Below are 12,345 nucleotides of genomic sequence, written 5' to 3'. Positions count from 1 at the left end.
GAAATGAAGAAACAGATTGCTCTCTACGGCGTTTTACTGATCTCTGTCCTTATCGTGATGGTTGCTTTGCGCCACTGTGGTAGAGGAGGGGCTGCCGGTGGGGACGCTGTCGATTCGTTGCGTGATTATCCTGATATTCACCGAGAAGGAGTGCTGAGGATCATTGCCCGATACAATGACAGAGACTATTATGTGGGACAGGATTCCACCGCCGGTTTTGTTTACGATGTGGCACGTCGTTTATCGGAAATCAGTGGCATTCGGATAGAAATCGGTCTGGAAAAGAATTGGAAAGAGAGCCTTGAAAGGTTGCGACGAGGTGCATGCGACATCATTGCACAAGACATTCCGCTGACGGCTGTAACGGACACCGTCCACTACCGCTTTCTTCGTCCGATACACCTCGGACGGCTTTATCTGGTACAACGTCGATCCGATACTGCCTTGATTCGTCGCCAGATTGATTTGTCCGGACGGACGGTGACCATTCCGGAAGGCTCTCCGGCGAGGTTGTTCGTCAAACACCTGTCCGAGGAAATCGGGGATAGTATATATATACGAACCGATCCCACTTATTCTGCAGAGCAATTAGCCATGATGGTGGCATCGGGCGACATCGATCTGACCGTCTGTAACCAACATGAAGCTAAGAAGTTGGGACAACTCCTCCCTGCGTTGGACTGCAGTGTACCGCTCTCTTTCGAACTGCGACAGGCATGGTTGGTGCGCCGAAGTGCAACCTCCTTGCAGGACAGTCTCAATAGTTGGTTCGAGCGGCTTCGCTTGTCAGGCGAATTGGAGCGGCTTTACGATCGTTACCATTGATCCTTTATTCCCACCAAGGACAGCATGAGGCATAGGGCCGGGACTTTTATTCCTCGATGTAGTTATTCTACGTAGAGAACAAGCCCTTTCAGGTATTCGCCTTCCGGATGATAGATGTTGATGGGGTGATCGGCAGGTTGGGTAAGTTGATGCAGTATGCGCACCTTTCTGCCGGCTGATGCCGCTGCTGTAAATACTGCCAAACGGAATTCCTCCCGACTGACTGCCTGTGAACAGCTGAAGGTGAAGAGCACACCTCCCGGCGCGATCTTGCGAAAAGCTGCCGCATTCAGTTTGCGGTAACCTATCAGAGCATTGCGCAGCACTTTGCGATGCTTGGCAAAAGCCGGTGGATCCAGTACGATCAGATCATAAGCTCCGACAGCCATCTCGTCAAGGAAGTGGAAAGCGTCGGCAGCATAAGATTCGTGACGATCGTCTCCCGCGAAATTCAGTGCCATATTCTTTTCCAGCAGATGTACGGCTCTGGCTGAGCTGTCCACCGAGTGTACGCTACAGGCTCCTCCTCTCATTGCATACAGGGAGAAACCACCGCTATAGCAGAACATATTGAGCACCTTACGTCCGGAGGCATATTCCTCCAGCAAGGCTCTGTTCTCTCGTTGGTCGATGAAGAACCCCGTCTTCTGTCCTTTGATCCAGTCGGGCAGGAAGAGAAGTCCGTTTTCATACTCTGCTTCGGCTTGTGCTGAACCGATCAGGAAGCCATCGGCCGATTCCAGTCCGGCCTTGAACGGTAGAGTGCTGTCCGACTTGTAGTAGACGGCATCTACCAAGCCTGTAGTCGTCGTTATAAGAGCCTTCGCAATATCCGTTCTCGCGTGGTGCATACCTACGCTGTGCGCCTGCATCACGGCTGTATGCCCATATACATCGATAATAAGACCGGGAAGTCCATCTCCTTCTCCATGCACCAAGCGATAGGCCGTATTTTTGGATCTCGTATCATCGTAGCGGATCAGTCCCAGAGCCGAACGCAGTCGGAAAGCGGCAGATAGCCGTTCTTCCCAGAAGGAAACATCGAGTACCATATCAATATCGAAGGAAAGCATTCGCACGGCTATGCTTCCTTTCTCATAGTGGCCGATTCCGAGAGGTTCATGTTTGGAGGAAAAGATACGAACCGGATCTCCTTCGGCAGGATTGCCGCTGATCGATGCTATGGCACCGGAGAAGATCCACGGATGGAATCGTCTGACGGATTCCTCTTTGTTCGGGAGTAGCGTAATGGAGGGGAAGGCTGTCATAAGAGGGCGAATTGTACAGGGGTAGGGGTGGGAAGTGTCATAAGCTGATTGAATATACGCAGGCAAGCCCAGGCGTCGAGTGCAGCATAGGACTGCTGAGCCGCAGTCAGCGTACGTGCCTCCCAGTTGGTGAGCCGTTGGGATTTGCTGATGCGTCTGCCGAAAAGGATGGCGTATATTTTCTGAAGGCTGGCATCGCGGATGCCGTATGCAGGGCAGAGGCGTTGTAGCTCGACGAATCCTGCCGGTTCGATCGGTTTGCGCCGTCTGATCACCGTCATGTCATCGCTCAGGCTCAGTCCTACTTTGAGTATGTCGGGATTCTCCAGTAGCTGTTGCAGTTCCTCCGGTATATCTATCATATTGAGTCGGAAGAGGAAGCAGTCCGTTTCTGTGGACATCTGCATCAGAGCTACCGACGGACGGGCACCACGTACGAAAGAAGGGCGGGTCTCTGTATCGAAGCCGATCGTGCGGCTGGCCGATAGTAGCTTTATGGCTTCAGGTATGGCTTCAGATTTGTCGATCAGGTGGATGCTCCCGGGGAATACCTCTGCTTCCATGCCGGCAACAGCTTCTTTATCTATATTGGCTACCATGATTTTATTGTCCTATATACTATAAGTCCTCAGCTTCTTCCCTCTCCTCTTCTTCCCACGTCCGATAGGCCTCGCTGTAGCGCAGTTCGTGCAGAGCACCGGCAGCAGCCAAGAGCCGATTGCCCCAGTATTCGCCGAAGTAGGTAAGGCAGCGACCGATGGCTTGAGGAATGGCACTGTCGTTCGATTGGCGTACGACTCCGAGCAGATTGCCCACCTGCTGATATACGTCGGCCAAACATTCCCCAATACTTGCTCCTACGGGAGTATCGCTGTATTGCATATCGCTGTGTCGCGCATCGAGGAAAGAGTCGTACGACCCCAGCTGTGACTCTACGGCAGAGCGTACCTGTTCGTAGGATTCTTCCGTGATGTATTCCTCCACGAAGTCCATCTCTTCGCTGTATTCGTATGGAGGCAAAAGGGCTGTCTTGAAATAGAGAAGAGGCAGTACTTTGGAAGCTTTGTCGATGAAATCCGTAGTCCGGTGAGCTGCTGCCTGTTCGACGAGAGCACAGAATTCAACGCCCACTGTGGCAAATTCTATTAACTCCGGACTATATACGCTTCCCGCATTAGTTTCTTTCATGTCGCAAATTTACTACATAATGCGAACGGAGAGCAACCTCATATATATTATAAATGTACTCTGCCGACACGGAGGGATAGCCCGTGCCGGCAGAGTATATGTGTGGGAGATATAAGATCCTCTCCCGTTGTTCGGGCAGATCTTATTTGAGGACTTTTGTCGTAAGCGTTCTGTCATTTCCTTCGATCCGGAGAATATAGGTGCCCTGTGGCAGGTCGTGTATGTCCATGCTATAGACAGTGGTGCCACTGACGAGAGTCTTTGTGACGGTTTTCACCGTCTGTCCGCTAAGGTTGTAGAGATTGGAGCGATATTGGCCCGACTTATCCACCCGAACCGATACGACAAGCTCCGATTTATTGCCGTTGAACCATGTTCTCAAACCGGCATCTTGCTCTTCGACAGTGCTGATGCTCTGTATTTGCACAGCTGTAAATCGAAGAGGATCCGGTTCGCCGATGAATGGGAAACATTCCTTTCGTCCGCCGGCATCGTCGGCATAGAGGTAATATTCCACCTTGTCGTTTTCTTTCAGGTTGGTAAAGGCGTAGGTATAATGGCCGGCCGTTCCGGAAGCGGTCATGTCGGCAGCGACAAAGGCTCTGGCACCATTGACCCTGTAGAAGCACTTGACACCTGTGATGGCGGCATTGGCACAGGACACCACATTCGCCTCGATTTTGAAGTCGGGACCTTTCTGCTCGCCCAACAGGGGATAATGCTTGATATAGAGATACCCCTTGTCGGCTATTTGGTGGGTGCGGCAGTGAAGTGCATCCGCAAAACTCCAGGAATCCCCGATGATACCCTTGATCTCATAGCCGGGCATAGCCTTGGCATATGCTTCGAGCGCAGCCTGAGAGATTGCTCCATTGTTAAGGATAGGGACGTAAACCTTTTTATTCAGTATCAACGAGTTTGTAAAGGGATCTTTGCTGTTTGTCTTTACCCTGTAAACTTCGTATTTGGTGCCCCAAGGGGTAGTCAATTTCTCTATTTCCTGAACGAAAGCTTTCAGCTTCCTATATCTGGGGTCGGTTTCAGGAACTTGCAAGACCATTATTTTGTTCGGGGAGAGGAGCTTTGCCCAGCAGTCGATGTGGCTATTGGAATAGGCGATCAAATTGGCGTCAATGTAAGTCTGTAAGTCCGTGATGCCCAGATATTGCTTCTTTCTCTCCTGTACCTGCTCCGGAGTCAGACCTAAGTCAATTTGGTTCTGCGTATAAGCCATTTTGGACTGCATGGCCCTTCCGTATCCGTCGCACATATAGTTGCCACCGCTTTCCACCAGTTTCATGCCGAAAAGCTCCATGTCCAAATACTTGGCTTCGTATTGGGGGAAGTCATCTTCTACGGCCGGAGACCGATCGAAGAGGAAATCGACCAACCCGACCTTGTTGTTGTCGTACATGATAAACCAACCGCTGTAGTCTCTGGTCCAGCAAGCTTCTACATCGACCGGCGCAGTGATGAACTTGCAATGAACCATATTCACACCGGCAGCCGTATATTCGGATATAGCCTTAGCCTTTTCGCTCTCATTCCCTACGATGGTATAGACGGTGTCGTCCTTGGATAGCTCTATGACCAACTCCATCGGAATGCGCAGCGGAAAAGCGATAAGAGCTCCGGCAGAACGTTCGAACTCTGCTATACTGCGAACAGGGCCTGCCGGAGGAGGTGTCTCGACGAAGTTCTTGTCCGCACCTTTCCATCCCAAGCCTGTTGCGATGTTTCTGCCGGCAAGGGGCGTTTGCGACTGTGCTGTCATTGTGAGGCAGGCGAGCCCCCATGCAGCGATCATCACTCTCTTCAGTAAAAATGTGCTCATCATACTTTGTTATTTGGAGGTTATGAATAATGGTCTGATTATGGCCGGGAGGTCATTCGCCAAAAGTCTTAGGTGTCGTAGAGCGTATTGATCCACATGGCAAAGAGCTTGTCCGTGAGGGAATAGACCTTGTTGATTCCGGTGATAAAGTGCAAAGCTGACAAAAGCCGGACTATAACATCCTCTCTCCTGTATGCATAGCAGGGCTATCGCATTTGAAAGTTTATACTGCATACTTGGCCTCTTTCTTGTATAATTTGGGATTCTATCACATTAATTCGTACTTGTTTTGATAACCGAACGTAGCAATCGTTAGGTTTATAAGTGTGTTAACAGTTCAAATGCGATTGCCCTGGTATGCATAGAAATGCTTTCGGGCAAATATATTTATTTAGTTCGGAATTGGTATCTGTTTCGAAAAATCAGCGGAAAACTGCAATTCATTGTTGGATTTTTATTCGCATTTGCAGCTAAAACTATGAAGCATAATATTCCGGATGAAAAAGATAAGCAAGTACAGAGTTCCTCTCGTTATCGACCATTACCACTCTGTCTTTCCTTTTGAGTGAATACCGGGCTACAGCCCCAAAAACATCACAACAAAGCCTGGCGAAAGAGGGAGGTAACCTTGAAGAAATTGTCCCACAAGGTTGGAAAGTCAGCCATGCCACCGGAGACCTGAGCAAAGATCGATTCCCTGACATCGCCTTGGTCGCACAGCCACAGGACAAAAGTAAAATCAAACTTAGAAATGACGGGAGAGAGCACTTCTGTAAGCATCAATTACTCTACTTCGAAGATGTGTACTATCTATTGAAGCCGAAAATGAGAAAAGAAAAGTGCGAGGCAGAGCAAATGCTCCGATTTCTGATTCGATCTACAAAAGTAGGGGAGGGCGTGCAATTTTTTTAACGCCTCCCCATTTTTTATTGTACTTTTAGGCCTCATTTAGAACGCTATGGAGCAAGAAAAACAGTTGCAGACAGAGTATATCGAGAGCGACATCAAGACGCTGGAATGGGACGAACATATTCGCCGTCGTCCGGGAATGTATATCGGTAAGCTGGGTGATGGCACTCATGCCGATGACGGTATCTATGTGCTGCTGAAAGAGGTGCTGGACAACTCTGTGGATGAGTTTGTCATGGGTGCCGGCAAGAGCATCGATATTACGATCGAGAATGGCACCGTTACCGTTCGTGACTACGGTCGCGGTATCCCCCTCGGCAAGCTGGTCGATGCCACTTGTAAGATGAATACGGGGGGCAAAATCGATTCCAAAGCTTTCAAGAAGTCCGTCGGACTGAACGGTGTCGGTATCAAAGCTGTCAATGCTCTCTCCACCGAATTCGTCGTTACGGTATGGCGCGATGGACAAACCAAACGCGTACGATACAGCCGTGCCGAACTTTTGGAGGAGACCGATCCTGTCGCCTCTGATGAGCCTTCCGGTACGGAGGTGCGATTTACCCCTGACGATAGTCTCTTCCGCAACTATCGGTATCAGGAGGAGTTCGTCGTTTCGATGATCAAGAACTATACTTTCCTGAATACGGGATTGTCATTCTTCTACAACGGGAAGAAATTCCTCAGTCGCAAAGGATTGGAAGATCTCCTGGCCGAGAATATGACGGGCGATGCACTGTATCCGATCATTCACCTGAGCGATACGGATATTGAGATCGTCGTCACCCATACGCAGCAGTACGGCGATGAGTTCTACAGCTTTGTGAACGGTCAGAATACGACGCAGGGCGGTACGCATCTGAGTGCTTTCCGTGAGGCCGTGGCACGCACGATCAAAGAGTTCTACTCCAAGAATTTCGAATACAGTGACATCCGTAGCGGCATGGCCGCGGCTATCAGTATCAAAGTGGAGGAGCCCGTCTTTGAGAGTCAGACCAAGACCAAACTCGGCAGCCGTGATATGGGGCCGGACGGCCCTACGATCCAAAAATTCGTGGGCGACTTCCTAAAGAAAGAACTGGACGACTATCTGCATATCCATACCGAAACGGCAGAAGAGATGCTGCGCAAGATCCAGCAGAGCGAGCGCGAGCGCAAAGCGATGAGCGGCATCACCAAATTGGCACGCGAAAGAGCTAAGAAATCCAATCTGCACAACAAAAAACTGCGTGACTGCACCGTTCACTTCAATGATCCCAAGGCCAAGGAACCGGAGCGTACCAGCATTTTCATTACTGAGGGCAATTCGGCCAGCGGCTCTATTACTACGTGTCGGGATGCCAACTATCAGGCCGTATTCAGCCTGCGTGGTAAGCCGCTCAACTGTTTCGGTCTGACCAAGAAGGTGGTCTATGAGAACGAAGAGTTCAACCTCTTGCAGGCAGCTTTGAATATCGAGGAAGGATTGGACGGCCTGCGCTACAATCGTGTGATCATTGCCACTGATGCCGACGATGATGGCATGCATATTCGCTTGCTGATCATCACTTTCTTCCTTCAGTTCTTCCCTGACCTTGTGCGTAAGGGGCATGTCTATGTCCTCGAAACGCCACTCTTCCGCGTTTTCCTCCCGCCCGAATCCAAAAAACAAACCTTCGGAGCCGCTCCCAAACGAGGACGCAAGAAACAGGAATCCGATACGCCTAAGCAGGTAACGGATATATACTGCTATAGTGAGGCCGAGAAGCAAGCCGCACTCAAACAGCTGGGCAAGAAAGCCGATGTCACTCGCTTCAAAGGATTGGGAGAAATCTCTCCGGAGCAATTCAAGGATTTGATTGACGAGGAGAATATCCGTCTCGAGCCGGTCAGCCTCAAGCGCGAGGATAAGATCAAGGAGCTGCTCACTTTCTATATGGGAAAGAATACGAGCGAGCGTCAGGAGTTTATCATTGACAACTTAGTCGTGGATGAGGATGTGCTCTGAACAGACTTTCTTAATATCCCAAGAATCAAATATGAAAAAGAATATCGCCCTCTTTGCCGGTTCGTTCGATCCTTTCACGCGCGGGCATGCCGACATCGTCGAACGCTCGCTGGCCATATTCGATGAGGTGATCATCGCTATCGGTATCAATGAACAAAAGCGTACGCTCTTCTCCGCAGAACGGCGACAAGAGCAGATAGCTCGCTACTACGCTTCCCGTCCTGCTATCGGGGTGATTACTTATAGTGGGCTTACAGTCGATCTCGTGCGCCAAACCGGAGCCACTGCTTTGGTGCGAGGTATTCGTTCTGGATCTGATTTTGAGTACGAGCGTACTTTGGCCGACCTGAATCGTCATCTTTCGGGTGTGGATACCGTTCTGCTTTGTACCGACACGCGTCTCTCTTTCATCAGCTCAAGTGCCGTACGCGAGTTGATCTCCTTTGGACGAGACGTCTCGGATTTCCTGCCGGAGGGATTTGTCCTCGATTGAGAAAATCAAAACAAAAAGCCTTGCAGAAGTCTCTACTGCAAGGCTTTTTTTTGTGCCTCAAATTCAGCTCACGATACTTTGCCGGCTTTTCAATGAAGGGGCAAAAGAGAGATTCTGAATGTGATAAGCTGTTCAAAAAACATGCGCCAAAAAAGTTTTCGACAACGAAGATGAGTTTGGAATGATTCCAAATAAGCATCTGTGGAGAAGAGAAAAGCGAGGCAAAAGTAGCGAGGAAATGAACTTTCACGGACTGAAATACGAATTAAAACAAGTCGGAGAACAATCTGTATATAAAGCGTTTTCAATTTGTATATAAATCGTTTCCGTTTTATATATAAATCGTTTTCAATAAATATATAGATCGTAATTGATTTGTATATAAATCGCAGGCTCGAAAAATGCTTTTTCCGAAGCTGATATAAAAGAAGCACCCGCCGAGTTCTACGGAGAACTCCAACGGGTGCAGTATGTATATGTGTGTGATCGGTCTATGTCAAGATGCTATCCTTTTGCATGTGATTCGATGTAGCTGCACGATTCCGCTCTGCAATCTCGGATCGGATCGAGGGCTGTCGCTGTAGTGGAATATCCGAATAGAAGCTTATTCGGGCTTGATGTCAGACGATGGGGCGTAGCCGGCAGTTTGTCGATGTGTAGCATACTATATAATACTCTCTTTTTCAGTTAATTGCTCGCCTCCAATACAGGGGAAATTCACGGTTCGGAGCAATGCTTTTCGGAAGACAAAATTAGCCAAATCTTTTTCTTTGCCCAACGGCTGCTGTGCTTGCGCTTGAAAAACTGAATGCACAAGAGTAACGAGATGTCCGAAATTTGCTGAAAATAATGTACCTTTGCCGCGCTGATTATTATCAAATAGTGCCGAACGGTTTGATTTTCAGTGCGTTTTTGTCCGAGAGGAGCAGCCCAGTGTCCGTGCGTAAAGCTCCTGATGCATCGGCCGAATCGACAGAAAAGATGATCGTTCACCAAATTACTAACAACAAAAAAACAAGCAGTGGATACTTTAAGCTTCAAGACCATTTCTGCGAACAAAGCAACTGTTACGAAGGAATGGGTCATTGTAGATGCTGAAGGACAGACACTTGGCCGTATGTGTGCCAAAGTGGCGAAGCTCCTGCGCGGCAAATACAAGCCCAATTTCACCCCGCATGTTGATTGTGGCGATAATGTGATCGTTATCAACGCAGACAAGATCGTTCTCTCCGGTAATAAGTGGGACGGTCGTATTTATCTCCGCCACACGGGCTATCCCGGCGGACAACGTCAGTTCACACCTCGTGACTTGATGAACAAAGGCCCCGAATTCCTCTTCCGTAAGGTCGTAAAGGGTATGCTTCCCAAGAATCGCTTGGGTGCCAAGATCATTGGCAATCTGTATGTATATGCCGGCACCGAGCACAAACATGAGGCTCAGCAACCCCGGCAATTGGATATTAATTCACTCAAATAATCGACAGCTATGGACTATATCAATGCAATAGGCCGGCGTAAGGCTGCTGTAGCTCGTGTTTATCTGAGCGAAGGCTCCGGCAAGATCGTCATCAACAAGCGCGAAATCGAAAAGTATTTCCCGTCTTCAATCTTGCAGTATATCGTTAAGCAACCGCTTCTCAAGCTTGAAGTTGCTGAGAAATACGATATCAAGATCAATCTGCGTGGAGGTGGTTTCAAAGGTCAGAGCGAGGCTGCTCGCTTGGCTATCGCCCGTGCACTGGTCAAGATCAATCCGGACGATAAACCTGCTTTGCGTTCAGAAGGCTTCATCACTCGCGATCCTCGTGTCGTAGAGCGTAAGAAACCGGGACGTCCCAAAGCTCGCAAGAGATTCCAATTCAGTAAGCGTTAATGTCCTTAGAGGATATTTCTCGCGTTTAGTATCTAAATCCATCGGATTGCAATCGGGAGTATTCCATTTCTTTTCGAGTCTGCTCTACCGATTTGGATTGCAAACAGTAATCATTACAAAGAACGTAAACGAAAATGTCAAGAATTTCTTTTGATCAATTATTGGAAGCCGGTGCTCACTTCGGACACCTCAAGAGAAAGTGGAATCCGGCTATGGCTCCGTACATCTTTATGGAGCGCAACGATATTCATATTATCGACCTGCACAAAACAGTTGCTAAAATAGACGAAGCAGCCGAGGTTATTAAGGGTATGGCGAAAAATGGCAAGAAGATCCTCTTCGTTGCAACGAAGAAGCAAGCCAAAGAACCTATCGCCGAATTGGCTAAATCAGTGGGAATGCCCTACGTGGTAGAACGCTGGCCGGGCGGTATGCTCACCAACTTCCCCACCATCCGCAAGGCGGTGAAGAAGATGACCCAGATTGACAAAATGACGGCTGACGGCACATTTGATAATCTTTCCAAGCGCGAAAAGCTGCAAATCACTCGCCAACGTGCCAAATTGGAGAAGACGCTCGGTTCTATCGCCGATATGAACCGTCTGCCTTCTGCCCTGTTCGTGGTGGACGTGATGAAAGAGCACATCGCCGTACGCGAAGCCAACCGTCTCGGCATCCCCGTATTCGCTATGGTGGATACCAACAGTGATCCTTCGCTTATCGACTATGTGATCCCCTCTAACGATGATGCCCTGAAGGCTATCGAGCTGATCGTGGGCACGATGTGCCAGGCCATCAACGAAGGTCTGATGGAGCGCAAGGCCGAAAAGCCCGAAGAGGAGGAGACGGAAGAAGCAGCTCCCCGTCGCGAACGTCGCGCTCGCTCAGGAGCTCGTCGCTCTCGTCAGAATCAGGACGAAGCTACGGTAGAAGCTGCCGCAGAGGTAGCAGAAGCTCCCGAAGCCGAAGAGGCAGAATAAACAGCACACATGGAATTATGAGCTATGGGTTATAATCCATGAGTGGCCTCAGCATGCAGGTTCCAAACTCAGGGGTTATGATTCATGGCTCATAACTTTTTTACAGAATACCAATAACCCATTCATTATAGAACAAACCAATGGCTGTAACAATTCAAGACATTGCCAAACTGCGTAAGATGAGCGGTGCCGGCATGATGGACTGTAAGAATGCGCTCGAAGAGTCCAACAACGACTTCGAGAAAGCAATGGAAATCATTCGCAAGAAGGGACAAGCAGTAGCTGCCAAGCGTTCGGACAGAGAGGCTTCAGAAGGCTGCGTGCTTTCAGCTGACAAAGACGGATTTGCTGCTATCGTAGCACTCAAGTGCGAGACTGATTTCGTGGCAAAGAATGCCGAATTCATCGAGCTTACACAAAATATCCTCAATACCGCTATGGACAAGAAGCCTGCCAATAAAGAAGAGCTGCTCGCCCTTCCTTTGGCAGACGGACGTGCCATAGCCGACCACATCACCGATCGTATCGGTGTGACGGGTGAGAAGATGGAACTCGGTGCTTATGAATACATCAGCGGTGTTTCCAGTGTTTCTTATATCCACCCGGGCAATAAGCTGGCTACCGTGGCTGCGTTCAACGAAGCTGTAGAACACCAGATGGCTCGCGACATAGCTATGCAGATTGCTGCTATGAACCCTGTGGCAGTGCTGCCCGAGCAGGTTGATCAGCACATCATCGATCAGGAATTGCAGATCGCTCGCGAAAAGGCTCTCGAAGCCGGCAAGCCGGAGAATCTGCTGGATCGTATCGCTCAGGGAGCTTTGCAGAAGTACTACAAGGAAAACACGCTCTTGCAGCAGGAGTTCGTGAAGGACAGCAAGCTGACCATCGAACAATACCTCCATACCGGTAGCAAGACGCTGACTGTAGTAGGCTTCAAGCGCTTCACGCTCAACGCCGACTAATCGAACAGCTACGCAACAGTAGCTTT

12 protein-coding genes are annotated in these 12,345 nt (G+C 49.3%); 7 read left to right on the top strand and 5 right to left on the bottom strand.

Annotation, left to right across the window (positions count from 1 at the left end):
* The first annotated feature begins 3 nt into the window (after positions 1–3).
* Positions 4–825 (top strand): transporter substrate-binding domain-containing protein, encoded by an 822-nt coding sequence (locus HQ49_RS05870; RefSeq protein WP_230493670.1) that lies wholly within the window; start codon positions 4–6, stop codon positions 823–825.
* Positions 826–887: 62 nt separating this feature from the next.
* Here HQ49_RS05870 and HQ49_RS05865 read toward each other — a convergent pair whose 3' ends face one another.
* The 5 genes from HQ49_RS05865 to HQ49_RS11350 form a co-directional block, all read right to left on the bottom strand.
* On the bottom strand, positions 888–2,093 hold the full coding sequence (locus HQ49_RS05865) for a class I SAM-dependent rRNA methyltransferase (RefSeq protein WP_039418893.1): 1,206 nt from the start codon (positions 2,091–2,093) through the stop codon (positions 888–890).
* The gene (locus HQ49_RS05860) at positions 2,090–2,692 is read right to left on the bottom strand and encodes a 3'-5' exonuclease (RefSeq protein WP_018964303.1); all 603 of its coding nucleotides are present in this window, start codon (positions 2,690–2,692) and stop codon (positions 2,090–2,092) included. Before HQ49_RS05860 ends, HQ49_RS05865 begins: the two co-directional genes overlap by 4 nt.
* A gap of 19 nt (positions 2,693–2,711) precedes the next feature.
* Positions 2,712–3,281 carry a DUF5063 domain-containing protein gene (locus HQ49_RS05855; protein WP_039418892.1) on the bottom strand — a complete coding sequence of 190 codons (570 nt, stop codon included), beginning with the start codon at positions 3,279–3,281 and terminating at the stop codon, positions 2,712–2,714.
* Between the two features lie 142 nt (positions 3,282–3,423).
* Complete coding sequence (locus HQ49_RS05850) at positions 3,424–5,118, bottom strand: agmatine deiminase family protein (RefSeq protein ID WP_080745561.1); 1,695 nt, start codon at positions 5,116–5,118, stop codon at positions 3,424–3,426.
* A gap of 591 nt (positions 5,119–5,709) precedes the next feature.
* On the bottom strand, positions 5,710–5,895 hold the full coding sequence (locus tag HQ49_RS11350; RefSeq protein ID WP_152567076.1) for a hypothetical protein: 186 nt from the start codon (positions 5,893–5,895) through the stop codon (positions 5,710–5,712).
* A gap of 178 nt (positions 5,896–6,073) precedes the next feature.
* Here HQ49_RS11350 and HQ49_RS05840 point away from each other — a divergent pair, with 178 nt between their 5' ends.
* From HQ49_RS05840 to tsf, 6 genes are all read left to right on the top strand, one after another.
* Positions 6,074–8,008, top strand: coding sequence for a DNA topoisomerase IV subunit B (locus HQ49_RS05840; protein ID WP_039418889.1), 1,935 nt, complete (start codon positions 6,074–6,076; stop codon positions 8,006–8,008).
* A gap of 31 nt (positions 8,009–8,039) precedes the next feature.
* Positions 8,040–8,501, top strand: a complete 462-nt coding sequence (coaD, locus tag HQ49_RS05835) for a pantetheine-phosphate adenylyltransferase (protein WP_005873821.1) — start codon at positions 8,040–8,042, stop codon at positions 8,499–8,501.
* A gap of 1,021 nt (positions 8,502–9,522) precedes the next feature.
* Positions 9,523–9,978 carry a 50S ribosomal protein L13 gene (rplM, locus tag HQ49_RS05830; protein WP_039418887.1) on the top strand — a complete coding sequence of 152 codons (456 nt, stop codon included), beginning with the start codon at positions 9,523–9,525 and terminating at the stop codon, positions 9,976–9,978.
* Between the two features lie 9 nt (positions 9,979–9,987).
* A complete protein-coding gene (rpsI, locus tag HQ49_RS05825) occupies positions 9,988–10,374 on the top strand; it encodes a 30S ribosomal protein S9 (RefSeq protein WP_039418886.1) in 387 nt (128 codons plus the stop codon).
* 134 nt (positions 10,375–10,508) lie between these two features.
* Positions 10,509–11,354, top strand: a complete 846-nt coding sequence (rpsB, locus tag HQ49_RS05820) for a 30S ribosomal protein S2 (protein WP_039418884.1) — start codon at positions 10,509–10,511, stop codon at positions 11,352–11,354.
* A gap of 140 nt (positions 11,355–11,494) precedes the next feature.
* Positions 11,495–12,319 (top strand): translation elongation factor Ts, encoded by an 825-nt coding sequence (gene tsf / locus HQ49_RS05815; protein ID WP_039418883.1) that lies wholly within the window; start codon positions 11,495–11,497, stop codon positions 12,317–12,319.
* The last annotated feature ends 26 nt before the right edge of the window (positions 12,320–12,345 follow it).

It is taken from the genome of Porphyromonas gulae (assembly GCF_000765945.1).
Lineage (GTDB): Bacteria > Bacteroidota > Bacteroidia > Bacteroidales > Porphyromonadaceae > Porphyromonas > Porphyromonas gulae.
The sequence above is the reverse complement of the archived record's forward strand: the minus strand, read 5'-3'. Positions and strand labels throughout refer to the sequence as shown.